The following is a 24,058-nucleotide window of genomic DNA, read 5'->3' as shown; positions in this document are numbered from 1 at the left end:
AGCAAAACGCTCTTTAACAATATAAACCAATCAATCTGTGTGGGCACTCGTTGATGATAATCAAAAAAGATTTATCAATGAACTGAGTGACCATTTGAATGAGCAATCATTCAGCACAGTCAATTCACTATCGAAAGATAGTATCAGTATTCATTGAGCCGAAGCGAAAGCTTCACAAAACTTTTAATTGAAGAGTTTGATCATGGCTCAGATTGAACGCTGGCGGCAGGCCTAACACATGCAAGTCGAGCGGCAGCACAGAGGAACTTGTTCCTTGGGTGGCGAGCGGCGGACGGGTGAGTAATGCCTGGGAAATTGCCCGGTAGAGGGGGATAACCATTGGAAACGATGGCTAATACCGCATAACCTCGCAAGAGCAAAGCAGGGGACCTTCGGGCCTTGCGCTACCGGATATGCCCAGGTGGGATTAGCTAGTTGGTGAGGTAAGGGCTCACCAAGGCGACGATCCCTAGCTGGTCTGAGAGGATGATCAGCCACACTGGAACTGAGACACGGTCCAGACTCCTACGGGAGGCAGCAGTGGGGAATATTGCACAATGGGCGCAAGCCTGATGCAGCCATGCCGCGTGTATGAAGAAGGCCTTCGGGTTGTAAAGTACTTTCAGTAGGGAGGAAGGTGGTTAAGTTAATACCTTAATCATTTGACGTTACCTACAGAAGAAGCACCGGCTAACTCCGTGCCAGCAGCCGCGGTAATACGGAGGGTGCAAGCGTTAATCGGAATTACTGGGCGTAAAGCGCATGCAGGTGGTTTGTTAAGTCAGATGTGAAAGCCCTGGGCTCAACCTAGGAATCGCATTTGAAACTGACAAGCTAGAGTACTGTAGAGGGGGGTAGAATTTCAGGTGTAGCGGTGAAATGCGTAGAGATCTGAAGGAATACCGGTGGCGAAGGCGGCCCCCTGGACAGATACTGACACTCAGATGCGAAAGCGTGGGGAGCAAACAGGATTAGATACCCTGGTAGTCCACGCCGTAAACGATGTCTACTTGGAGGTTGTGCCCTAGAGGCGTGGCTTTCGGAGCTAACGCGTTAAGTAGACCGCCTGGGGAGTACGGTCGCAAGATTAAAACTCAAATGAATTGACGGGGGCCCGCACAAGCGGTGGAGCATGTGGTTTAATTCGATGCAACGCGAAGAACCTTACCTACTCTTGACATCCAGAGAATCTAGCGGAGACGCTGGAGTGCCTTCGGGAGCTCTGAGACAGGTGCTGCATGGCTGTCGTCAGCTCGTGTTGTGAAATGTTGGGTTAAGTCCCGCAACGAGCGCAACCCTTATCCTTGTTTGCCAGCACGTAATGGTGGGAACTCCAGGGAGACTGCCGGTGATAAACCGGAGGAAGGTGGGGACGACGTCAAGTCATCATGGCCCTTACGAGTAGGGCTACACACGTGCTACAATGGCGTATACAGAGGGCAGCGATACCGCGAGGTGGAGCGAATCTCACAAAGTACGTCGTAGTCCGGATTGGAGTCTGCAACTCGACTCCATGAAGTCGGAATCGCTAGTAATCGCAAATCAGAATGTTGCGGTGAATACGTTCCCGGGCCTTGTACACACCGCCCGTCACACCATGGGAGTGGGCTGCAAAAGAAGCAGGTAGTTTAACCTTCGGGAGGACGCTTGCCACTTTGTGGTTCATGACTGGGGTGAAGTCGTAACAAGGTAGCGCTAGGGGAACCTGGCGCTGGATCACCTCCTTACACGATGGTTATCGTGATGAGTGTCCACACAGATTGATTCGGTTTAGATTTGAGCATTAAGTGGGTCTGTAGCTCAGGTGGTTAGAGCGTACGCCTGATAAGCGTAAGGTCGGTGGTTCGAGTCCACTCAGACCCACCACTAACGATGGGGTTATAGCTCAGCTGGGAGAGCGCCTGCCTTGCACGCAGGAGGTCTGCGGTTCGATCCCGCATAACTCCACCATCTTTAAGCGTTTTCGCTGAGAATGTTTAAAAATGGTTTTCATCAGAAAATCTTGCTCTTTAACAATTTGGAAAGCTGACAAAACAACAAATTATTGTTGTTTGTAAAGTTCTCAATGTTTATCGAAAGATAAACACCAACAACACATTCAAGTGTGCTTGGTATCGAATAAGACTTCGGTCTTGTTCAAAATTTGAGTCCGGCAAAATCTGTCTCGCACTCATGTAAATTAAACGCGAGACAACTTAGGTTGTTTAAACAACAACCCGAAACTCCTTCGGGTTGTATGGTTAAGTGACTAAGCGTACACGGTGGATGCCTGGGCAGTCAGAGGCGATGAAGGACGTACTAACTTGCGATAAGCGCAGATAAGGCAGTAAGAGCCGTTTGAGTCTGCGATTTCCGAATGGGGAAACCCAACTGCATAAGCAGTTACTGTTAACTGAATACATAGGTTAACAGAGCAAACCGGGGGAACTGAAACATCTAAGTACCCCGAGGAGAAGAAATCAACCGAGATTCCGGTAGTAGCGGCGAGCGAACCTGGATTAGCCCTTAAGCACTCGGTGAAGTAGGTGAACAAGCTGGAAAGCTTGGCGATACAGGGTGATAGCCCCGTAACCGACGCTTCATCGAGCGTGAAATCGAGTAGGGCGGGACACGTGATATCCTGTCTGAATATGGGGGGACCATCCTCCAAGGCTAAATACTCCTGACTGACCGATAGTGAACCAGTACCGTGAGGGAAAGGCGAAAAGAACCCCTGTGAGGGGAGTGAAATAGAACCTGAAACCGTGTACGTACAAGCAGTAGGAGCACCTTCGTGGTGTGACTGCGTACCTTTTGTATAATGGGTCAGCGACTTATATTCAGTGGCAAGGTTAACCGTATAGGGGAGCCGTAGCGAAAGCGAGTCTTAACTGGGCGCTCAGTCTCTGGATATAGACCCGAAACCGGGTGATCTAGCCATGGGCAGGTTGAAGGTTGAGTAACATCAACTGGAGGACCGAACCGACTAATGTTGAAAAATTAGCGGATGACTTGTGGCTAGGGGTGAAAGGCCAATCAAACTCGGAGATAGCTGGTTCTCCCCGAAAGCTATTTAGGTAGCGCCTCGGACGAATACTACTGGGGGTAGAGCACTGTTAAGGCTAGGGGGTCATCCCGACTTACCAACCCTTTGCAAACTCCGAATACCAGTAAGTACTATCCGGGAGACACACGGCGGGTGCTAACGTCCGTCGTGGAGAGGGAAACAACCCAGACCGCCAGCTAAGGTCCCAAAGTATTGCTAAGTGGGAAACGATGTGGGAAGGCTCAGACAGCTAGGATGTTGGCTTAGAAGCAGCCATCATTTAAAGAAAGCGTAATAGCTCACTAGTCGAGTCGGCCTGCGCGGAAGATGTAACGGGGCTAAGCAATACACCGAAGCTGCGGCAATATCTTTTAGATATTGGGTAGGGGAGCGTTCTGTAAGCCGTTGAAGGTGAATCGTAAGGTTTGCTGGAGGTATCAGAAGTGCGAATGCTGACATGAGTAACGACAAAGGGGGTGAAAAACCTCCTCGCCGGAAGACCAAGGGTTCCTGTCCAACGTTAATCGGGGCAGGGTGAGTCGACCCCTAAGGTGAGGCCGAAAGGCGTAATCGATGGGAAACGGGTTAATATTCCCGTACTTCTGACTATTGCGATGGGGGGACGGAGAAGGCTAGGTGGGCCAGGCGACGGTTGTCCTGGTTCAAGTGCGTAGGCTTAAGAGTTAGGTAAATCCGGCTCTTTCTAAGGCTGAGACACGACGTCGAGCTGCTACGGCAGTGAAGTCATTGATGCCATGCTTCCAGGAAAAGCCTCTAAGCTTCAGATAGTCAGGAATCGTACCCCAAACCGACACAGGTGGTCGGGTAGAGAATACCAAGGCGCTTGAGAGAACTCGGGTGAAGGAACTAGGCAAAATGGTACCGTAACTTCGGGAGAAGGTACGCTCTTGATGGTGAAGTCCCTTGCGGATGGAGCTGACGAGAGTCGCAGATACCAGGTGGCTGCAACTGTTTATTAAAAACACAGCACTGTGCAAAATCGCAAGATGACGTATACGGTGTGACGCCTGCCCGGTGCCGGAAGGTTAATTGATGGGGTTAGCGCAAGCGAAGCTCTTGATCGAAGCCCCGGTAAACGGCGGCCGTAACTATAACGGTCCTAAGGTAGCGAAATTCCTTGTCGGGTAAGTTCCGACCTGCACGAATGGCGTAATGATGGCCACGCTGTCTCCACCCGAGACTCAGTGAAATTGAAATCGCTGTGAAGATGCAGTGTACCCGCGGCTAGACGGAAAGACCCCGTGAACCTTTACTACAGCTTGGCACTGAACATTGAACCTACATGTGTAGGATAGGTGGGAGGCTATGAAGACGTGACGCCAGTTGCGTTGGAGCCGTCCTTGAAATACCACCCTTGTATGTTTGATGTTCTAACTTAGCCCCATTATCTGGGGTGAGGACAGTGCCTGGTGGGTAGTTTGACTGGGGCGGTCTCCTCCCAAAGAGTAACGGAGGAGCACGAAGGTGGGCTAATCACGGTTGGACATCGTGAGGTTAGTGCAATGGCATAAGCCCGCTTAACTGCGAGAATGACGGTTCGAGCAGGTGCGAAAGCAGGTCATAGTGATCCGGTGGTTCTGTATGGAAGGGCCATCGCTCAACGGATAAAAGGTACTCCGGGGATAACAGGCTGATACCGCCCAAGAGTTCATATCGACGGCGGTGTTTGGCACCTCGATGTCGGCTCATCACATCCTGGGGCTGAAGTCGGTCCCAAGGGTATGGCTGTTCGCCATTTAAAGTGGTACGCGAGCTGGGTTTAGAACGTCGTGAGACAGTTCGGTCCCTATCTGCCGTGGGCGTTGGAAGATTGAAGGGGGCTGCTCCTAGTACGAGAGGACCGGAGTGGACGAACCTCTGGTGTTCGGGTTGTGTCGCCAGACGCATTGCCCGGTAGCTAAGTTCGGAATTGATAAGCGCTGAAAGCATCTAAGCGCGAAGCGAGCCCTGAGATGAGTCTTCCCTGATACTTTAAGTATCCTAAAGGGTTGTTCGAGACTAGAACGTTGATAGGCAGGGTGTGTAAGCGTTGTGAGGCGTTGAGCTAACCTGTACTAATTGCCCGTGAGGCTTAACCATACAACACCCAAGGGGTTTTGTAGTGGACTCAGAGCTGAGCGCATAAGAATGTGTTGAGAGAATGAAAACAGCTTTCCAGAATTGTTGGTTATCACTTTTTAAGAGAAAGTGAGAACAAAAACAGAATTTTGCTTGGCGACCATAGCGTTTTGGACCCACCTGATTCCATCCCGAACTCAGAAGTGAAACGAAACAGCGTCGATGGTAGTGTGGGGTCTCCCCATGTGAGAGTAGAACATCGCCAGGCTTTAATTTATGTCTTTAGACATATCTAAAGGCAAAAAAAGTAGACGAAACGTCTAACCAGACAGCGGAGCGGTAGTTCAGTCGGTTAGAATACCGGCCTGTCACGCCGGGGGTCGCGGGTTCGAGTCCCGTCCGCTCCGCCACTTATTACGAAACCCAGTCTTAGGACTGGGTTTTTTACTTTCTGGATAAAAGTTCCGTTATCTTAGTTATTCAATCCTTGTAACTCTCTTATTCTGCTTCTTGAGCCCTTAGAACAATGGTTTATCCTTTGTTTTTTGTATGACTCGCACCTCTCCATGCTGGCTGTTATGATGGCAAAAAAGGAGAAAATCAGTCATGCCTCATTTACGTTTTCGCGCAGTAGAAGCGCATATCGTTGAATCGCTAGTCCCTACCTTACTCAATGAGCTTTCCTCTCTACTCAGTACTTCTCGAAATGCTTTTACCTTTGAATTGATTAATACCCAGTATTTCGCCGAAGGAGAGGTTTATCCCATGGTGGAAGTATTGTGGTTTGGAAGAGAACAGCAGACTCAGGATCAGATTGCACAGGTGATTACTGATCAGATACGTCAGTTGCTCGGTGCTGATTCTCATCTTGCTGTAGTGTTTATACCTTTGCAACGCACCGCTTATTATCTTGATGGACAACATTTCTGAGGAGGCCGTATGAATCCTGTTATTGATACCATACTTAGCCATCGTTCTATTCGTGCTTTTACCCAAGAGCCTATTTCTGCAACGCAACTTGAGACGATCATTGCTTCTGGTATTGCAGCTTCGTCATCCAGCTTACTGCAAGTGATCTCGGTGATCCGAGTGACCGATGGCAGTATGCGTGAGCAATTAGCAAAGCTTGCTGGCAATCAAGCTTATGTAGTGAGTGCGGCTGAGTTCTTAGTGTTTTGCATTGATTATCAGCGGCACTATGCATTGAACCCGAATGTAAAACCTGAATTCATGGAGCTCACTCTAATCGGTGCTGTGGATGCGGGGATTATGGCGCAAAACTGTTTGTTAGCGGCAGAGTCGATGGGGTTGGGTGGTGTCTACATTGGTGGTTTACGTAATTCACCGAATGAAGTCGATGCTTTGCTTAACCTACCGCCTTATACCGCTGTATTGTTTGGTATGTGCTTGGGACATCCAGCGCAGGATCCAGAGTTAAAACCGCGCTTGGCTCCAAAGGTGATCTTGCATGAAAACCACTACCAACCTTTGAATAAGGAGGATGTCGCAGAATATGACCGTACCATGGTTGAGTATTACCAAAAACGTTCCGGTAATCCAAAACAGCAGGGATGGTCTGAACAAATTACCGCTAAGCTTTCAGAAGAGTCTCGCCCATTTATGCTCAGCTATTTGCAGCGTAAAGGATTAGCTCTGAAGTAATAAAGAATCCCAGCACTTGGCTGGGATTTTCGATTTACGCGAGCCCTTGAATTACCACGAACTTTTCGAGTAGTTGCTCTTCGGTTTCGCGATGGGCAGGATCGGTGATGATGCAGTTACTGATGGGACAAACAGACTGACACGTCGGTTTGTCATAATGCCCTTTACATTCAGTGCATAAATCGGGATTGATCTCATAGATCTTATCGCCCATTGAAATCGCACTGTTTGGGCACTCTGGCTCACACATATCACAGTTGGTGCATTTGGCGGTAATCAGTAGCGCCATAATTACTTGCCTGTTGGGTTACGGGTATCCTGCCCTTGCACTAGGTTACGCATCAGCAGTGCGTAGCTGAGGTCCAACTCTTCCGGAACTGGAATGTAAACAAAGTGACCGTTGCCTTTGGCATCGTCTGTTGCTTCACCTTTGCGGTTTTCCATCGCTTCTAAAGTGAAGATGACATTGCCTTTTGGCGTCATCAGCTCAAGGCTATCGCCAAGTATAAATTTGTTTTTTACTTCCACTTCGGCCATTGCGCCGCGGCGTTTACCGGTAAATTCACCCACAAACTGTTGAGTGTCGGAAACCGAGTAGCCGTAGTCGTAGTTTTGGTAAGCATCGTGCGTGTGGCGACGTAAGAAACCTTCGGTATAGCCACGGTGCGCCAAGCTTTCTAGGGTAGTCATCAGGCTATCATCGAATGGCTTGCCCGCTACCGCATCATCAATCGCTTTACGGTACACTTGCGCGGTACGTGCGCAGTAGTAGAAAGATTTGGTACGGCCTTCGATTTTCAGTGAGTGCACACCCATTTGAGTTAGGCGCTCAACATGCTGTACTGCACGCAGATCTTTGGAGTTCATGATGTAGGTGCCGTGCTCATCTTCAAAGGCGGCCATTTTCTCATCAGGACGATGGCTCTCAGAAAGCAGTACGACATCATCAATCGGTTTGCCGGCCCCAATGGTGGTGTCTGGACGTTCATTTTGAACTTCGATGGCTTGCGCAGCATTGGGGTCAAACTGTTCAACGATCTGACCTGCTTCATCTTCTTTTGCTGCTTCAACTTTGTATTCCCAACGGCATGCGTTAGTGCAAGTACCTTGGTTGGGATCGCGCTTGTTGATGTAACCAGACAGTAAGCAACGGCCGGAATAAGCCATACACAGAGCGCCATGTACGAACACTTCAATTTCGGTATTCGGGCATTTTTCACGGATCTCTTCGATTTCTTCTAAAGAGAGCTCACGAGAAACAATCACACGCTCAACGCCTTGTGAAGCCCAGAATTTCACGGTTGCCCAGTTCACCGCATTCGCTTGTACCGACAGGTGGATCGGCATGTGCGGGAACTCTTCACGAACCATCATGATAAGGCCAGGGTCAGACATGATGAGCGCATCCGGCCCCATATCAATCACCGGCTTAAGGTCGCGGATAAAGGTTTTCAGCTTAGAGTTGTGCGGCTGAATGTTACACACCACATAGAATTTTTTACCCAGTGCGTGGGCTTCATTAATGCCGATTTGTAGGTTTTCGTGGTTGAACTCATTGTTACGCACGCGCAGGCTGTAACGAGGTTGGCCGGCATATACCGCATCTGCCCCGTAGGCAAAAGCGTAGCGCATATTCTTCAGGCTACCCGCGGGGGAAAGGAGTTCTGGAACAAAGGTTTTTGGCGTTGTCATTGCTTGCTTCTCTTACAATCTGATCTCAAGTCAGGCCAATACCACCTGATGGTATTGGAAAGGGCGCAAATTTTACGTCAAAAACCCTACTCTGCATAGTGAAACTCTCACCACCCCATTTTCTGCAGAGGTGGTGAAATTGAGTCCACGCTTAGGCTTCAGGGTGAGGCAGGCCACCTAAGGCATTGAACAGATCCGGCAGGAAAACCGACATTTCTCCGCACAGCAGGGAGAAATCGGCATCAAGACGCGCCGCGCGATCTTCGCGTGGGATATCATCATTCTGCTCTTTAAGTTCATCGCTGTACGCTAGGCGCTTGATGCTGCAATCTTCCGCGAGGACAAAACGAATTCGGTCTTGCCAGTTGATCGCTAGCTTGGTGACCACTTTATTGGCTTGAATGTGGCTCAGGATTTCATCGCTGCTCAGCTCTTGTTTTTTGCAGCGAATGGTGGCGCCATCATCGAGTAACGATTTGAGCTCCGCTTCTTCCATCAGGCTAAAGCCTTGTGGCAGATTGCCTTCTTTTACCCATTGCGTCAGAGTTGTTTCGACCGCTATTTCAGGAATAGCAGGCACCACCGGTAGACTGCCCATGGTTTTACGCAGTAGCGCGAGCACATCTTCGGCTTTTTTGTAGCTGCCAGCATCCACCAGAATTAAGCCTTCGGTTGGCATGATCAGTACAAAAGTGAGTTGGCTTTTGCTGAATGCGCGTGGCAGTAAATCGATGACGATGTCTTCTTTCAGCGCGTCTTTTTCTTTTTTCTTCAGTGGGCGGCCTTCTTCGGCTTCCATCGCTTCGACTTTGGCATTGAGTGAATCTTTGATCACCGAAGCGGGGAGCATTTTTTCTTCACGTTTCGCACAGACTAAAATGCGGTTTTCACTGACGTGGGTCATCATGTCGCCGTGTTTACCCAGTGCGGAAACCCAGCCAAACTTCTGTTTATCTTGACTGCCGCAAGGCGTAAAACGAAATTCGGCCAGCTGTTTTTCCAGCAGATCGGCATTGAAGTTAACCTCGCGATTAACGCGATACACCATACAGTTTTTAAACCACATTGTTGTTTTCCCTTGGTTAGAAAGCCAGACATGATAGGGGAAGATGCTCAGAAAGTCTTACCCCGAATGCAAAAAAGAGGTACATCTTCCAGTTGTTGCACCACTCTGTTTGAGTTGTCTAGATATATGAATTTCGCCTGAACCTTATATGAAAATTTGTTTGCAAAGGTCACAAAAGTGTCATAAACATTTCCCATAATGCATGGCGTTGGTGAAAAACAAAGGTTAATCAATTATGTCTAGAAGGATTCTGGTTGTTGAAGACGAAGCACCGATTCGTGAAATGTTGTGTTTCGTGCTTGAACAAAAGGGCTATCAGGCGGTTGAGGCCGAAGATTATGATTCGGCAATGAGTAAGCTGGCTGAGCCTTTTCCTGATCTCGTCCTGCTTGACTGGATGTTGCCTGGTGGTAGTGGCATCAACCTCATCAAGCATATGAAGCGCGAAGAGATGACGCGCAACATTCCTGTAGTGATGCTCACCGCACGCGGTGAAGAAGAAGATAAAGTTCGCGGCTTAGAAGTGGGCGCGGATGATTACATTACCAAACCATTTTCACCTAAAGAGCTGGTTGCCCGTTTAAAAGCGGTGATCCGCCGTGTCACTCCGACGGCGTTGGAGGATGTGATTGATGTTCAAGGTTTGAAGTTAGATCCGGTCTCACACCGTGTGACCGCTAACGATCAGCCGTTGGACATGGGACCGACTGAGTTCAAGATGTTACACTTCTTCATGACGCACCAAGAGCGTGTGTATAGCCGCGAGCAGCTACTGAATAATGTTTGGGGCACTAACGTGTATGTGGAAGATCGCACGGTAGACGTTCACATTCGTCGTCTACGTAAAGCCTTAGAAGACGCTGGACATGATAAGCTGATCCAGACGGTGCGTGGCGCGGGGTATCGTTTTTCAACCAAAGCCTAAGAGGGTGTAGAACAAATCAGTATGGTTGAACGTTTAACATGGAAAAAGCTGGCTTGGGAGCTGGCTTTTTTTTACTTGCCATGGGTTGTGGTGGGATGGATTTTCGGAAGTATGCCGTGGCTGCTGTTGGCAGCGACGGCTTTGCAGCTTTTCTGGCATTTGAACCATCAAATTCGCCTTTCCGCTTGGTTGTGGGATGAAAAACGTCTCACCCCACCTTCTGGAACGGGGAATTGGGAGTCGCTGTTCAATGGCATTTATCGCTTGCAGCAGCGCCATCGTAAAAAACGCAAAGAACTGACTAATCTTATTCGCCGTTTCCGTAATGGTGCGGAATCGCTCCCCGATGCGGTGGTGGTGTTTCGCAGCGAAGGCAATATCGTGTGGTGTAACCGCCTTGCGCAGCATTTGCTGGGTTTTCGTTGGCCTGACGATGCTGGGCAGCCTATCTCGAACCTGCTGCGTACGCCGGACTTTATCAAATACCTCAAAAAAGATGATTTTACTGATCCGCTCGAAATGCGTTCGCCGCTCAATAGTGATCGCATGCTGGAACTGCGGATAGTGCCGTACACCGAAGGTGAACACCTGATGGTGGTGCGTGATGTCACTCAGCTTAAACAGCTCGAAGGCATGCGCCGTAATTTCTTTGCTAACGTTTCCCATGAACTGCGTACACCGATGACGGTGCTGCAAGGCTATCTGGAAATGACCGAAGATCCGGATGTGCTCGCGGGCCCGATGTGGAGTAAAGCCCATGGTGTGATGACCGAGCAGCTCAACCGGATGAATAGCTTGGTGAACCAACTGCTGACGCTCTCGAAAATAGAAGCATCACCGATGGTCGAACTCGATCAAGTGGTCGATGTGCCAGCCATGTTGGAAGTGTTAGAAAAAGAAGCAGTGAGCCTTAGTGGTGAGGCGCAGCATAAGCTGCATTTTGAGGTGGATAAGAGCCTTAAGGTGCTGGCGGATGAAGATCAGCTGCGCAGCGCGATTTCGAATCTGGTGTATAACGCGGTTAAATATACCCCGCCGGGCGCGCAAATTGATGTGCGTTGGTATCGCACAGGCAAAGGCGCTTGCCTCGAAGTGGAAGATAAAGGCGAGGGAATCGAGCCGCAACACTTACACCGTTTAACGGAGCGTTTCTATCGCGTCGATAAAGCCCGCTCTCGTGATACTGGCGGTAGTGGTTTGGGACTCGCGATCGTGAAACACGCGCTTGCACACCATGACACGCATTTGGATATCTACAGTAAAGTCGGTGTCGGCAGTAAGTTTTCGTTTGTTTTACCTAAGCGGTTGGTGGCGAAAGGATGAGCCGCATGCTAAGTCGCGTTGGTTGGTTGAGTTCATTGGTTTTGGTTTCATCCACCGCTTGGGCGTTGGATGAAGCGCTGCCACACTATGAAAAAGTCAGCGGTATTTCGGGCAGCCTATTGTCCGTCGGTTCGGATACGCTGGCGGGCATGACTACGCTGTGGGTGGAGGAGTTTCAAGCCTATTACCCTGCAGTCAATGCGCAAGTGCAAGCCTCGGGTTCGGCAACTGCGCCGCCAGCATTATCAGAAAGCACGGCGCAGTTTGGCCCGATGAGCCGCCCAATGCGCAGCAGTGAAATTGCCGCGTTTGAAGCGATGCACGGCTACAAGCCAACAGCATTGCGTGTGGCGATTGATGCGGTCGGGATTTTTGTGCATCGAGATAATCCGATCAAAGGGCTGAATTTCCAGCAACTGGATGCGATTTTTTCCGCCACATTGCGCTGTGGTGCCACTCAGCCGATTGTCACTTGGTCTCAGCTTGGTCTGCCTTATGATTGGGCAAAGCGCAATATTCAACTGTTTGGTCGCAACTCGGTATCCGGTACCTACGGCTATTTTAAGCAAAACGCGCTGTGCCAAGGGGATTTCCAGAACCGAGTCAATGAGCAGCCGGGCTCGGCTTCGGTGGTGCAGTCGGTTGCCTCTTCAATCAATACGCTCGGTTATTCAGGGGTGGGGTATCGTGTTTCTGGGGTGAAGCTGCTGCCGATTGCGCGTGAAGGGAATGACTATGTTGAGCCAACTCAAGCCAATATTCTGTCGGGAGCCTACCCGTTATCCCGCTATTTGTATGTGTATGTGAATAAAAATCCTAACCGAGATTTGTCGCCGATTGAGCGCGAATTTATTCGCTTTATGTTTTCACGCCAGGGACAGGCCTTGGTTGCGAAAGATGGCTATTTGCCGATTACGGCGCTGGTGGCAGAGCAAGAGTTAGCCAAAGTTGGCATTAAGCCCATCATCGACTGAGTGATGAAATGAAAAACGCCCAACTTGAGTTGGGCGTTTTTCATCGAATTGCAGTGAGTAGGCTGGCTTAAAACAGCAGTTGCCAGCCGACTTCACGCCAGTATTCTTGCTCTGTTTGTAAGTCAGCATGCAACAACTTATTGTTTTCCAGCCAATCTGGCTGTTCACACTCCAATCGCCACTCATCATCTTTGGCGGATAGGGTCAATGGTGGTAAAGGGTCGTCGTTGCGTTGCCCATTAACCACAATCGCCAGTCGTAGGACTCGAATTAAGCCAATAATGTGTTTTTTCTTAAACAGACTAAAGTCATCCAGCTCATTCAATTTCAGCGATTTACGTTGGAAACGTGCCAAATTGGAGAGCACGAGTTGTTGTTCGCTGTTGAAACCTGCCATGTTGTTATGACGCAAAATATACGCGGAGTGACGATGAAAACCTTGTAAGTTAATGCTCAGCCCCACTTCATGTAGCAGAGCGCCCCATTCGAGCAGGTCACACAGCTCACTGCCTTCTGGTAATCCCAACTCATTGGCGACTTGCGCCAAGAATTCACGCGCGTGACCTTTGACTTTGGCGGCATGCTCTAAATCGACCAGATGTTTGGCGGCCAGATTTTCCGTCGTGCGTAAACGGATATCGGAATACTTGAAGCGATCTTCCATCTCATACAGCAGACCTTCGCGCAAAGCACCATCCGAAAAATGCATCTCTTTGATGTTTAAACCATGAAAGATCGCGGAAAGAATGGCAACGCCCGCCGCAAACACGGGTTTACGATCATCGGTTAAGCCGGGCAGTTGTAAATCATCAATGCTGTCCCATTCGCAGAGTTTTTCAATTAACTTGCTCAGGCGCTCAAAGGTGATGAGTCCATCTTCATGACCTTGCCCGATTAACACTTCATGAATCGCTTTGATGGTACCGGAAGAACCAAACGCCATTTGCCAACCTTTCTTACGGTATTTGCTGGCAATGGATTCTAATTTTTGCTCACTGGCGACAATCGCTTGGGCAAAGTTTTTACGTGATAGCTTGCCGTTGGCAAAGTAACGCTCGGTAAAGTTGACGCAGCCCATCTGCTTACTGTTGAGCAGCTCTGCTTCAAAGCCTTTGCCGATGATCATTTCCGTGCTGCCGCCGCCAATATCCACTACCAGCATAGAATCCGCTTGGGGTTGGGTATGGGCAACCCCCAGATAAATCAACCGGGCTTCTTCTGAGCCCGGAATGATTTCAATTGGAAAAGGCAACACGTCGAGAGCGCGTTGAATAAACAGATTGGCATTTCTGGCTTGGCGCAGAGTGTGGGTTGCAGCAATACGTACATTACGTGGCTCAAAGCCTTGCAATCGTTCTGCGAACATCGCCAAACACTCTAAGCCACGTTGGATCGACTCTTCATCGAGATTTTTTTGTTCATCCAAGCCCGCAGCAAGACGAACACGCTGCTTATGGCGGCTAATCAATTGGAGATCTTGATCGACCACCTTGGCGACCACCATATGAAAACTGTTCGAACCCAGATCAATGGCCGCGATTTCTCTTGCGTTACTGACTACTGTTGTCATTCGTTTCTTGTTGCCCTTTTGCTTTACGAGTCTGCTTCTCGACATTCTTAAGATAGTCGTAAATGGCAATCTGAGAGCGTACTTTTCTGCGATTACCGCGCTCTACGTACTGATTGCTCATCTCTTTGTCGATGCGACGCGCTTTGACCGTATCAATGAACTGAATATTAAGGATATCAATGATACGCTGTTTGAGTCGTTCGTCACGAATTGGAGCCATGACCTCAATTCGGTGATCTATATTGCGCTCCATCCAGTCTGCCGATGAGATAAAGACCTGTGGATTGCCATCATTATGTACCACTAACACGCGAGGGTGTTCGAGGAAGCGGTCAATAATACTGATGATCTCAATATTGTCACTGACCCCTTCCACTCCGGGGACTAAAGAGCACATACCGCGGATGATCATGCGGATTTTGACTCCAGCGGCACTTGCACCATACAGTTTATTGATCAATCCCTTATCAACGAGATTGTTCACTTTAAGGGTGATGGCGGCTTTTTTGCCCGCTTTTGCGTTGGCGATTTCACTATCCAGTAAACGATAAATTTGGGTGCGTGAGTTACGCGGCGATACGATCAGGTGGTTAAACTTGACGGGGCGGAATGGATTTTCGATGTAACCAAATACGGCACGGACTTCGGCGGCGAGCTCTTGGTTGGCGGTGAGCAGGGCAAAGTCGGTGTAAATGCGCGCCGTACGTTCGTGGAAGTTGCCGGTACCAATGTGCGCGTAACGAACGAATTCATCCCCTTCTTTACGGGTAATAAGCAGGAGCTTGGCGTGAATCTTCATTCCCGGCACACCGAAAATAACGTGTACGCCCGCATCGGTCAGAATGCGTGACCACTCGATATTGGCCTCTTCATCAAAACGAGCTTGCAGCTCAACCACCACCACCACACGTTTGCCGTTGTGCACCGCATCGACCAGCGAGTTCATCAATTTGGAGTCTTTGGCTACGCGGTAAATGTTGATTTTGATACTGACGACTTTCGGATCAAAAGAGGCTTGGCGCACAAGCTCCGTCATGTGCTCAAAGCTGTGATAAGGGTAGTGCAGTAAGATATCTTGCGCGCGAATCGCATCAAAAGCATTGGCATAGCCTTCAAAGTCAGCACAAGTCATTGGAGGCAAGGGTTTGTTTTCTAAATAATCTCGGCCGACATTGGGGAAAGAAATAAAGTCTTTAAAATTGTGGTAACGTCCACCGGGGATCAAGCTGTCGTAGTGGGAAATTTTCAGCTTGTAGCATAAGAATTTGAGCATTGCTTCCGGCATTTCACGCTCATACACAAAGCGCACCGGAAGGGCGGTTAAGCGCTGGCTTAAGCCTTCTGACATCTGCTCAAGCAAGCTGTATTCGACTTCGTGGCGCAAATCGTACTCGGCATCGCGGGTCATTTTCATCGCGTAACCGTTGAGTGTATCGTAGTCGTAAAAACCGCGGAAAATCTCATCCAGACAGAGACGAATAATGTTATCGAGCAGAATAATGGTTTTGCGCCGTTTGCCTTTTTGCTCAGGCAGCATGACAAAGCGTGGCAGTTGGTCGGTTGGAATCTCGATCAGCGCGTATTTAAATTCATCGCCACTGCGCATTTCGACCGCAATGTAAGCGTATTCGTCTTTTAAAAACTGCATGACATCAATGTCATCACGCAGCATGATCGGGGTCACATGCGGCAGCACTTCCTTGTGGAAATACTTTTTCACCCACTTGAGTTGGATTTCATCGAGTTGCGTTTCGTTGACTAAGAAAATGCGCCGTCTGGCCATTTCTAAAATCAATTCGTTGTAGAGGTTATCGAAGTCTTGGTTGAGTTTGAGGGCTTTGCTTTGCATGCGTGAGAGGAGGTGTTTGGAGATATCATTGCCCCCCCGTTCTCGATTGATCAAGATTTGTCGTTTTACGTCAGCAAATCTCACCTTATAAAACTCATCGAGGTTATTGGAAAAAATCCCCAGAAAACGAATCCGCTCAATCAGCGGGACGGTTTTATCCGCCGCTTCTTGTAGTACGCGCTCGTTAAATGAGAGCCAACTGAGTTCCTTGTCGATGTACAGCTTATCCGCACTCATACTTTACCTTATGCCGTTTTGAGTTGACGTTTTCATCATTAAAGAGCTGCAAACTAAGTGATTTTTGTGACACTTTTATTGCAGTGCCTTTAGTGTCATAGAGTTGTTTTGATTTCAGTAATTTATTGTGAGCTGTAATATAATTGTCACCCAACCGCAATATTATGACACTCCCCAAAACTATAGGTAATCTCAAGCATGGTCAGACAGCCATTTTCATTGAAAGAACGTGATCGCGCGCGGTTAGTGAAAGACCGTGTGGTGCGTTTTGCAGTGACTTGTGGTGGCGTCAGTGTGTTGGGAGCTTTGGTACTGATTTTTATCTATTTAGCCATGGTTGTGGTGCCACTGTTTGGCGATGCGAAATGGCGTGGTGACATTGCGGTTAAGACGGTATCAACAACAGATCCGTTACTGATGACCATAGGTGCTTACGGTGAAAACGCGTTTTTGATGTCAAATGATGGCGTTGGGCAGTTTTGGTCATTACGATCCGCCAGCGATCAACCTATTCAGACCCAATCGTTAGGCTTTACGCCTGTATTGTGGGCACAAACACCCGCTGCTCAAGGTTGGTTTGCCTTGGTAGATCAGGATAACCATGTGGCCGTTGTGCATCCGCAGCTCTCCCATTCAATGACAGCTCAGGGGCGTGAATTCACCCCGAGCTTAGAACGTTTAGCCTTGCCGGAAGCGTTCCGCTTAAGTGAGCAGCCTCTGCAACAATTCGCTTTTGCCTTGACTGCGGAAGCGCTTATTTTTGCCACGTACGATAACGCGCAGCAGATCCAGATTTTGCGTTTGGATCGCGCGACACAACAAGAGATTAGCCGTCTTAGTTTGAGTGTGCCGTTCAGCGACCTCAGCCAGTTATTGCTGACCCCAGATGGTAAGACCCTGTATTTGCGTACCCGATCTGAGCTTGTCGTCGCATTACTGGATAAGCAGGGTTATCAGATCCGCGAAATCGTCGATCTCAGTGAAGGCGATAGCCGTCATCAAGTCACGCAACTCTATTTGTTATCAGGGGCGTTCTCTTTACTGGCGGTGCACGAAGATGGTCTGGTGTCACAATGGTTTGATGTGCTGCGCGATGGTCAGCGTCATTTAACCCATATCCGCAATTTTAAGCTCGCCTCAGAAGTGCAGTTTTTGTTGCCCGACACCAACACGAAAGGTTTCTACAGCTTCTATCGCAATGGCACTTTGCAAAGCCATTACACCACGAGTGAAAAGTTGGTGCTGTTTGAGCGTGCTTATCAACGAGCGCCACAGTTGGTGGCGATGTCAGAGAATCAAGCGTATTTGGCGAGTTATGACCAAGGGAAAATTCGGTTAGCGCAGGTGGAAAACCGAAACCCTGAAGTCTCCTTTTCTGCGTTGTGGCAAAAAGTGTGGTACGAAAGTTACCCTGAACCAGAGTTTGTTTGGCAATCCACTGCAGCAACGGACGATTTTGAAGCTAAGTTTAGTTTAGTGCCGATTGCTTTTGGCACCTTAAAAGCCGCTGCCTTTGCCATGTTGTTTGCGATGCCGATTGCGGTCTTAGGGGCGATTTATACCGCCTATTTTATGACGCCTTCGATGCGCCGCGTGGTGAAACCGACCATTGAATTGATGGAAGCTCTACCCACGGTGATTATCGGCTTCCTCGCGGGTTTATGGTTTGCGCCGTTTGTGGAGAGCCATTTGCCCGCAGTATTGGCGCTGATGATTTTGTTACCGCCTTCAACCATAGTGCTCGGGTTCATTTGGTCGCGCTTACCCAAAGCTTGGCTGCGCCGTATCCCCAGTGGTTGGCATGCGCTGATTTTAATCCCAGTGTTGATTGGTATATCAGCCCTGATTCTGTCTTACAGTGGTGAGCTGGAAAACGCTCTGTTTGCGGGTGATCTGCGCGTGTATTTAGCGCAGCACGGTATCGGTTACGATCAGCGCAATGCGCTTGTTGTTGGTTTTGCGATGGGGTTTGCGGTGATCCCAACCATTTTTACCATTGCGGAAGATGCGATTTTCTCAGTGCCGAAACATCTGTCAGATGGCTCTTTGGCGCTGGGGGCGACACCATGGCAGACCTTGATTTATGTGGTACTGCTTACGGCAAGCCCTGGGATTTTTTCGGCGATCATGATGGGGCTCGGGCGTGCCGTCGGTGAGACCATGATAGTGCTGATGGCCACGGGTAATACCCCGTTGTTGGATTGGAATATTTTTGAAGGCATGCGAACCTTATCGGCGACGATTGCTGTTGAACTGCCAGAATCGGAAGTGCAAAGCGCCCATTTCCGTATCCTATTTTTGGCCGCGCTGCTGCTGCTGACCTTTACGTTTGCGGTGAATTCCCTAGCGGAATGGGTTCGTCAACGGCTACGAGAAAAATACCGTTCTTTATGATGGAGCAATATGTTGAATTGGTTTAAATCCGGTGCTCCGTGGATCTGGCTGACAGGAGGAGCCGTCAGCGTCAGCTTGATTGCTGTACTTGGCCTATTACTGGTGATTGGTTGGCGTGGCTTAACCTATTTCTGGCCAGCGCCCTTGCTGCAATGGCAAACCCCCGATGGAAAAACCGTGGTGGGTCAACTGTACGCTCGTGAAAGTGTGCCGGTTAGCCATTTAAAAGAGATGAATTTACCGCTACCAGAAAAAGTGCAAGCGGCAGGGTTGGCGACACGGCTCAATATCAAAGTCGCTAATCGGGATCTGTATGGATCTGATTTTATTGCTTTACTTGAGTTTGAAACCGAATTTAAAGGCGCGCCACAAGGTTGGGCGGTGATTGAGCGCAGCCGAGGCGGGCAACTGTTTGGTAAACCGCTTCGCTTCGATTCTACGACTGGCGAGCTGGATCTGCCGCTAGAGCGTCATCTGCGTCAAGCATTGTTAGAGGCAGAAACCATTCGCGATCAAGTGGATAAGATGGTTGAACAGCAAGTGCGGGTGATCAGTAGCCAGTTAGAAAGGTTGCGCTTGGAAAAACGCCGTAAGCAATTGAATAATCAGCTCAGTGATGAGTTTTTACAACACTACGTGTTAAGCAAAAGCCGTTTAGAGAAAGAGCTCGCACAGGTTCAGACTGAGTTAGATGCGCTCCGTGCACCGTTAGAAAAGCAATTTCTCTATCTTGTTGATATGCAAGGAGAGACCGTCTCCGTCCCACTAAGTGAAATCTTGGATTTCTGGTATCCCAATGATATGAATTTTGCCCAAAAACTCGCGGAGTGGGGCAAGCAAGCGTGGCGCTTTTTATCGGAATCACCACGGGAGTCAAACTCGGAAGGGGGCGTGTTTCCGGCCATTTTTGGAACGGTGTTTCTGGTGATCATCATGTCGATCATCGTCATGCCTTTAGGCGTGATAGCAGCTATCTATCTGCATGAATACGCGCAAGAGGGCGCGTTTACTCGGATAATTCGAGTCGCGGTGATCAACTTAGCGGGGGTACCTTCCATCGTATATGGGGTGTTTGGCCTCGGCTTTTTTGTTTACACCATAGGCGCTTCGGTTGATAACCTTTTTTATGCTGAGCGTTTGCCCACTCCGACCTTCGGGACACCTGGGCTGCTTTGGTCTGCTCTGACGTTAGCCGTGTTGACGCTGCCTGTGGTGATTGTGGCGACGGAAGAGGGCTTATCACGCATTCCGATTTCGGTGCGCCATGGATCATTAGCACTAGGCGCTACCCAGTTTGAAACCATTTGGCGTATTGTGCTACCTATGGCAAGCCCTGCGATCATCACCGGATTGATTTTGGCGATCGCCCGCGCAGCCGGTGAAGTGGCTCCGCTGATGCTGGTCGGTGCGGTGAAATTGGCTTCCAGTTTGCCTGTGGATGGGGAATTTCCCTTCATCCATCTTGAACGCAAATTTATGCATTTAGGTTTCCATATTTACGATATCGGTTTTCAAACCAACAATATTGAAGCGGCACGACCACTGGTGTACGCCACTTCATTTTTATTGGTCACTGTGATTGTGGCGCTCAACTTAACTGCGATCAGTATTCGTAATAACTTACGCGAAAAATACCGAACTTTGGGGCAAGACTAGTTATGTACTCCGCCAATCCTACTTTGGGCTACTATGTACCGCCGCTGGACGTGAATAATCTTACCGATCAGCAGACGGCGATTTCGATTGAGCACTTAAGCCTGTATTACCAGCAAAGTCGCGCCTTGAGTGATATTTCCATGCGTATCCCCAAAGGTCAGGTTACGGCGTTTATCGGCCCCTCCGGCTGTGGTAAATCGACGCTTTTGCGCTGCATTAACCGGATGAACGATCTGGTGGAAGGAACGCGTGTTGAAGGTGAGGTGAAATTGCATGGCAAAAACATCTATCATCCGGATGTGGATGTGCCAACGCTGCGCCGCCGGGTCGGGATGGTGTTTCAGCGCCCGAATCCCTTTCCTAAATCGATTTATGAAAACGTGGTGTATGGACTGCGTTTGCAGGGGATTAAAAATAGCCGTGCGTTAGATGATGCGGCGGAGCAATCTCTGCGTGCGGCGGCGTTGTGGGATGAAGTCAAACATCGTTTGCACGAAAATGCATTTGGTTTATCGGGTGGGCAACAGCAACGTTTGGTGATTGCCCGTGCGATCGCGATTGAACCTGAAGTGTTGCTTCTTGATGAGCCAACCTCAGCGCTTGATCCTATCTCGACCTTGACCATTGAAGAGCTGATCCACGATCTCAAAACCAAATATACCGTGGTCATCGTCACTCACAACATGCAGCAAGCGGCGCGCGTGAGCGATCACACCGCCTTTATCCATATGGGAAAGTTGATCGAGTACGCAGATACGGACTCTATTTTCACGTCACCATTGAAAAAGCAAACCGAAGACTACATTACGGGGCGATACGGTTAAGCACTTTTTCAGCCAGTTTAGTAAGGATATGCCATGCAGTTCGGTCGACATATTTCAGGTCAGTTCAATGTGGAATTGGAGTCCATTCGTAGCCAAGTATTGACTATGGGCGGCTTGGTTGAGCAGCAGTTGACTTTAGCCATGCAGGCCTTGCATGAAGATGATGAAAAACTGGCGCGCCGTGTGATTGCCGACGATCACAAAGTCAATGCGATGGAAGTCTCGATTGATGAGGCGTGTACGCGCATTATTGCCAAACGTCAGCCGACCGCTAAAGATTTGCGCCTTATTATGGCGATCATCAAAACCATTACCGATCTGGAACGGATTGGCGATTCTGCGACTAAGATGGCTTATATCGCCATCGAACGTCCACCGGCCAAACAGCACCAATTCCAAGTTTCACTTGAACCTTTGTGTCGCCAAGCGATTGCCATGTTGCATCAAGTGCTTGATGCGTTTGCACGGATGGATGTAGAAGCCGCAGCGGAAATCTATAAACAAGATGATAGGTTGGATAAAGAGTACGAAGCAGTCGTACGTCAGTTGATGACCTACATGATGGAAGATCCGAAAAACATTCCACATATTCTGCAAGTTATCTGGTCGGCGCGTGCGATTGAGCGAGTTGGCGATCGCTGTCAAAACATCTGCGAATACATCATCTACTTTGTGAAAGGTAAGGATGTGCGCCATCTTGGCGATCAAGGGATCGACGATGTGCTAAAAAAGCCGAGTTTGTAAGCGGCGCTGTCCGTCAACTTGCCGTTGAGCAGCAAATTGACGGAGTTTGTAGGTAGAGAATTAGTAGCGCTGTGGAACAAAGGTTTGGTCTTCGATGGGGGGGCGTACGTAACCTTGCTTATTGATTTCCGGCAGAGTGATCGGCGCATGCTCAATCTCTTGATACTCAACACTACTGAGTAGGTGGCTGATGCAGTTGAGGCGAGCGCGCTTTTTGTCATCCGAAGGCACCACCCACCATGGGCAGTGTTTGGTATCGGTGTAAGCAAACATCTCATCTTTAGCTCTCGAATAGGCTGCCCAGCGCTGACGAGACTCGAGATCCATTGGACTGAATTTCCAGCGTTTGAGTGGCGTATTAATCCGCTCGATAAAGCGCCGCTCTTGCTCTTCATCGGATACTGAAAACCAGTATTTGAGTAAGATGATCCCAGAACGTTGCAGCATGCGTTCAAATTCAGGGCAAGAGCGCAGAAATTCTTGATACTCTTCATCGCTGCAAAAGCCCATCACCTTTTCGACTCCCGCGCGGTTGTACCAACTGCGGTCAAACAAGACAATTTCACCACCGGCCGGAAGATGGGCGACGTAGCGCTGAAAATACCATTGGGTTTTCTCTTTTTCGGTGGGGGCAGGGAGGGCGGCCACACGGCAGATCCGCGGATTGAGTTTCTCGGTGATGGTTTTGATCACCCCACCTTTTCCCGCGGCATCGCGTCCTTCAAAAATCACCACTAGCTTGAGCTTTTCTTGTTTCACCCACTCTTGCAGTTTGACTAGCTCAATTTGCAGCAGCTCTAATTCACGTTCGTAGACTTTCTTATCCAATTTCGCCATCGCATTCTCTCCTTTGCTAGGTTAAGCATAGCAGTGGGAGCGGCGAAGTTCCGTGGCGGATGATCGTATTTTCCCCTTCCTACTTGAAGCTGCAGCGGTGTTGGCTACGTTCGTTCACCCCAATCACATCGTTTATTTATGCTCATGGGGATGAACTCACTTGCCGCCTACCTGCAACGCCAAGTCGTTTGGGTATACATCATTAATGTAGGACAGAATTGAGTGCCGCCAGAGCGTGTACGGTTTGCTGTAACGCATCGCGGCTGGTCACCGGGATAATAAAATCATCACAGTCCGCCGCGCCCATTTTGCTCTCCGAGCGAATAAACAGCATCTCGCTCGGACGCGTGGTTTTTGCGGATAAATGCAGCTCATTGACCCCGGTGGCTAACGCAATTTCAGCCACATTCTGCGCATTAACCCCAGCGCCTGCCATGATTGAAATGCGCCCAGCACTCTGTTTGACCAGTTGTGCTAAACGTTCAACACCCAGATAAGCGTTGCGCGCCAAGCCTGAGGTCAAAATGCGTTCACAACCGAGCGCAATGATCTCTTCTAATGCGTGTTCAGGGTTTACACAGTGGTCAAATGCGCGGTGAAACGTCACACCTAACCCGAGGGAGTGAGCAAGTTCGATTAAAGGTTTGCTGCGTTTCACATCAATCGTGCCATCGGCATTGAGTAACCCTAGTACCACGCCTTGTAAGTTTGCTTGATGCGCCGTACGAATGTCCTGCGCCATGATGCTGAGTTCATCATCGTGATAGAAAAAATCCCCTTCTCTTGGTCTTATCATGGCGTAAACCGGAATCGGTGACACTCTGCCTGCGCTGTACATCAACCCGGCGCTAGGGGTTAATCCACCTAGCGCAAGGGATGAACAAAGCTCAATACGGGTTGCGCCTCCCGCGATGGCGTTATGCAGGGATTCAATATTGTCGATACAGACTTCAACTTGATATTTCATCAGGTTAACTCCGGTTGGATAAAGGAAATGGCAGTATCATAGCAGCAGACATCGCGCAGAATGCGCAAGAATAGGGGTAAAGTTTAAGACCCGAATTACCCATTTATACCCTTCCTACTTGAAGCTGCAGGAGGGATATCCCATTCCTGCTGCTTAGCTGCCACTACATAGCAAGTCATCTCGTTTAAGTGTGGGACAGATTCGGTGAAATGAAGAATAGAAAAAGCCCAAAGC

At 49.2% G+C, this 24,058-nt stretch carries 16 protein-coding genes, 3 tRNA genes and 3 rRNA genes; 15 read left to right on the top strand and 7 right to left on the bottom strand.

What is annotated here, in order from left to right; genetic code table 11:
- The first annotated feature begins 184 nt into the window (after window positions 1-184).
- From F0316_RS10330 to nfsA, 8 genes are all read left to right on the top strand, one after another.
- Window positions 185-1,727: ribosomal RNA gene (locus tag F0316_RS10330) — 16S ribosomal RNA — on the top strand.
- 62 nt (window positions 1,728-1,789) lie between these two features.
- Window positions 1,790-1,866, top strand: a tRNA-Ile gene (locus F0316_RS10325).
- 8 nt (window positions 1,867-1,874) lie between these two features.
- Window positions 1,875-1,950, top strand: a tRNA-Ala gene (locus F0316_RS10320).
- Window positions 1,951-2,238: 288 nt separating this feature from the next.
- A 23S ribosomal RNA gene (locus F0316_RS10315) occupies window positions 2,239-5,125 on the top strand.
- Between the two features lie 131 nt (window positions 5,126-5,256).
- Window positions 5,257-5,372, top strand: a 5S ribosomal RNA gene (gene rrf, locus F0316_RS10310).
- The 16S, 23S and 5S rRNA genes sit together here with 3 tRNA genes alongside, the layout of an rRNA operon.
- 65 nt (window positions 5,373-5,437) lie before the next feature.
- A tRNA-Asp gene (locus tag F0316_RS10305) sits at window positions 5,438-5,514 on the top strand.
- A 196-nt stretch (window positions 5,515-5,710) separates the two neighbouring features.
- Window positions 5,711-6,034: a DUF1904 domain-containing protein gene (locus F0316_RS10300; RefSeq protein WP_142739919.1), complete on the top strand. Its 324-nt coding sequence runs from the start codon at window positions 5,711-5,713 to the stop codon at window positions 6,032-6,034.
- A 9-nt stretch (window positions 6,035-6,043) separates the two neighbouring features.
- Entirely contained in the window at window positions 6,044-6,766 is a 723-nt protein-coding gene (gene nfsA / locus F0316_RS10295; RefSeq protein WP_001070280.1) for an oxygen-insensitive NADPH nitroreductase, read from the top strand.
- 34 nt (window positions 6,767-6,800) lie between these two features.
- Here the strand turns inward: nfsA and F0316_RS10290 are convergent, their stop codons facing one another.
- The 3 genes from F0316_RS10290 to rdgC all read right to left on the bottom strand — a co-directional run bounded on the left by F0316_RS10290 (window position 6,801) and on the right by rdgC (window position 9,524).
- On the bottom strand, window positions 6,801-7,055 hold the full coding sequence (locus F0316_RS10290) for a YfhL family 4Fe-4S dicluster ferredoxin (protein WP_001196281.1): 255 nt from the start codon (window positions 7,053-7,055) through the stop codon (window positions 6,801-6,803).
- Window positions 7,056-7,057: 2 nt separating this feature from the next.
- Window positions 7,058-8,458, bottom strand: a complete 1,401-nt coding sequence (gene trhP / locus F0316_RS10285; protein WP_000211022.1) for a prephenate-dependent tRNA uridine(34) hydroxylase TrhP — start codon at window positions 8,456-8,458, stop codon at window positions 7,058-7,060.
- Window positions 8,459-8,609: 151 nt separating this feature from the next.
- On the bottom strand, window positions 8,610-9,524 hold the full coding sequence (gene rdgC, locus F0316_RS10280) for a recombination-associated protein RdgC (RefSeq protein WP_057642394.1): 915 nt from the start codon (window positions 9,522-9,524) through the stop codon (window positions 8,610-8,612).
- Between the two features lie 235 nt (window positions 9,525-9,759).
- Here rdgC and phoB point away from each other — a divergent pair, with 235 nt between their 5' ends.
- The 3 genes from phoB to F0316_RS10265 are packed head-to-tail and all read left to right on the top strand — an operon-like array spanning window position 9,760 to window position 12,746.
- A complete protein-coding gene (phoB, locus tag F0316_RS10275; protein WP_000091117.1) occupies window positions 9,760-10,449 on the top strand; it encodes a phosphate regulon transcriptional regulator PhoB in 690 nt (229 codons plus the stop codon).
- Window positions 10,450-10,470: 21 nt separating this feature from the next.
- The gene (gene phoR / locus F0316_RS10270) at window positions 10,471-11,772 is read left to right on the top strand and encodes a phosphate regulon sensor histidine kinase PhoR (protein WP_000230249.1); all 1,302 of its coding nucleotides are present in this window, start codon (window positions 10,471-10,473) and stop codon (window positions 11,770-11,772) included.
- 5 nt (window positions 11,773-11,777) lie between these two features.
- Window positions 11,778-12,746 (top strand): PstS family phosphate ABC transporter substrate-binding protein, encoded by a 969-nt coding sequence (locus F0316_RS10265; protein ID WP_000952782.1) that lies wholly within the window; start codon window positions 11,778-11,780, stop codon window positions 12,744-12,746.
- 67 nt (window positions 12,747-12,813) lie between these two features.
- Here F0316_RS10265 and ppx read toward each other — a convergent pair whose 3' ends face one another.
- Window positions 12,814-14,316 carry an exopolyphosphatase gene (gene ppx, locus F0316_RS10260; protein ID WP_000214489.1) on the bottom strand — a complete coding sequence of 501 codons (1,503 nt, stop codon included), beginning with the start codon at window positions 14,314-14,316 and terminating at the stop codon, window positions 12,814-12,816.
- Window positions 14,297-16,402, bottom strand: coding sequence for a polyphosphate kinase 1 (gene ppk1 / locus F0316_RS10255; RefSeq protein WP_001271572.1), 2,106 nt, complete (start codon window positions 16,400-16,402; stop codon window positions 14,297-14,299). Before ppk1 ends, ppx begins: the two co-directional genes overlap by 20 nt.
- 198 nt (window positions 16,403-16,600) lie before the next feature.
- Between ppk1 and F0316_RS10250 the strand changes: the two genes are divergently transcribed.
- The 4 genes from F0316_RS10250 to phoU are packed head-to-tail and all read left to right on the top strand — an operon-like array spanning window position 16,601 to window position 22,020.
- Window positions 16,601-18,796, top strand: coding sequence for an ABC transporter permease subunit (locus tag F0316_RS10250; protein WP_033930714.1), 2,196 nt, complete (start codon window positions 16,601-16,603; stop codon window positions 18,794-18,796).
- Between the two features lie 9 nt (window positions 18,797-18,805).
- Window positions 18,806-20,452: a phosphate ABC transporter permease PstA gene (pstA, locus tag F0316_RS10245; protein WP_116672075.1), complete on the top strand. Its 1,647-nt coding sequence runs from the start codon at window positions 18,806-18,808 to the stop codon at window positions 20,450-20,452.
- A 2-nt stretch (window positions 20,453-20,454) separates the two neighbouring features.
- On the top strand, window positions 20,455-21,276 hold the full coding sequence (pstB, locus tag F0316_RS10240; protein ID WP_000286625.1) for a phosphate ABC transporter ATP-binding protein PstB: 822 nt from the start codon (window positions 20,455-20,457) through the stop codon (window positions 21,274-21,276).
- A 33-nt stretch (window positions 21,277-21,309) separates the two neighbouring features.
- Window positions 21,310-22,020, top strand: coding sequence for a phosphate signaling complex protein PhoU (gene phoU, locus F0316_RS10235; RefSeq protein ID WP_001159461.1), 711 nt, complete (start codon window positions 21,310-21,312; stop codon window positions 22,018-22,020).
- 60 nt (window positions 22,021-22,080) lie between these two features.
- On the opposite strand, the gene ppk2 is transcribed toward phoU, so the two are convergent.
- Together ppk2 and F0316_RS10225 are read right to left on the bottom strand one after the other, a co-directional pair.
- Window positions 22,081-22,857 carry a polyphosphate kinase 2 gene (ppk2, locus tag F0316_RS10230; RefSeq protein WP_001086037.1) on the bottom strand — a complete coding sequence of 259 codons (777 nt, stop codon included), beginning with the start codon at window positions 22,855-22,857 and terminating at the stop codon, window positions 22,081-22,083.
- Between the two features lie 202 nt (window positions 22,858-23,059).
- Window positions 23,060-23,824, bottom strand: a complete 765-nt coding sequence (locus F0316_RS10225; RefSeq protein ID WP_149560465.1) for a copper homeostasis protein CutC — start codon at window positions 23,822-23,824, stop codon at window positions 23,060-23,062.
- Between the last annotated feature and the right edge of the window lie 234 nt (window positions 23,825-24,058).

The sequence above is a fragment of the Vibrio cholerae genome (assembly GCF_008369605.1).
Lineage (GTDB): Bacteria > Pseudomonadota > Gammaproteobacteria > Enterobacterales > Vibrionaceae > Vibrio > Vibrio cholerae.
Note: the sequence above shows the minus strand (reverse complement) of the source record. Positions and strands in the feature narration are given on the sequence as shown.

Coding starts and splice junctions, on each gene's coding strand:
- F0316_RS10300 (WP_142739919.1), top strand. CDS start 5,711: ATGCCTCATTTACGTTTTCGCGCAGTAGAAGCGCATATCGTTGAATCG.
- nfsA (WP_001070280.1), top strand. CDS start 6,044: ATGAATCCTGTTATTGATACCATACTTAGCCATCGTTCTATTCGTGCT.
- F0316_RS10290 (WP_001196281.1), bottom strand. CDS start 7,055: ATGGCGCTACTGATTACCGCCAAATGCACCAACTGTGATATGTGTGAG.
- trhP (WP_000211022.1), bottom strand. CDS start 8,458: ATGACAACGCCAAAAACCTTTGTTCCAGAACTCCTTTCCCCCGCGGGT.
- rdgC (WP_057642394.1), bottom strand. CDS start 9,524: ATGTGGTTTAAAAACTGTATGGTGTATCGCGTTAATCGCGAGGTTAAC.
- phoB (WP_000091117.1), top strand. CDS start 9,760: ATGTCTAGAAGGATTCTGGTTGTTGAAGACGAAGCACCGATTCGTGAA.
- phoR (WP_000230249.1), top strand. CDS start 10,471: ATGGTTGAACGTTTAACATGGAAAAAGCTGGCTTGGGAGCTGGCTTTT.
- F0316_RS10265 (WP_000952782.1), top strand. CDS start 11,778: ATGCTAAGTCGCGTTGGTTGGTTGAGTTCATTGGTTTTGGTTTCATCC.
- ppx (WP_000214489.1), bottom strand. CDS start 14,316: ATGACAACAGTAGTCAGTAACGCAAGAGAAATCGCGGCCATTGATCTG.
- ppk1 (WP_001271572.1), bottom strand. CDS start 16,402: ATGAGTGCGGATAAGCTGTACATCGACAAGGAACTCAGTTGGCTCTCA.
- F0316_RS10250 (WP_033930714.1), top strand. CDS start 16,601: ATGGTCAGACAGCCATTTTCATTGAAAGAACGTGATCGCGCGCGGTTA.
- pstA (WP_116672075.1), top strand. CDS start 18,806: ATGTTGAATTGGTTTAAATCCGGTGCTCCGTGGATCTGGCTGACAGGA.
- pstB (WP_000286625.1), top strand. CDS start 20,455: ATGTACTCCGCCAATCCTACTTTGGGCTACTATGTACCGCCGCTGGAC.
- phoU (WP_001159461.1), top strand. CDS start 21,310: ATGCAGTTCGGTCGACATATTTCAGGTCAGTTCAATGTGGAATTGGAG.
- ppk2 (WP_001086037.1), bottom strand. CDS start 22,857: ATGGCGAAATTGGATAAGAAAGTCTACGAACGTGAATTAGAGCTGCTG.
- F0316_RS10225 (WP_149560465.1), bottom strand. CDS start 23,824: ATGAAATATCAAGTTGAAGTCTGTATCGACAATATTGAATCCCTGCAT.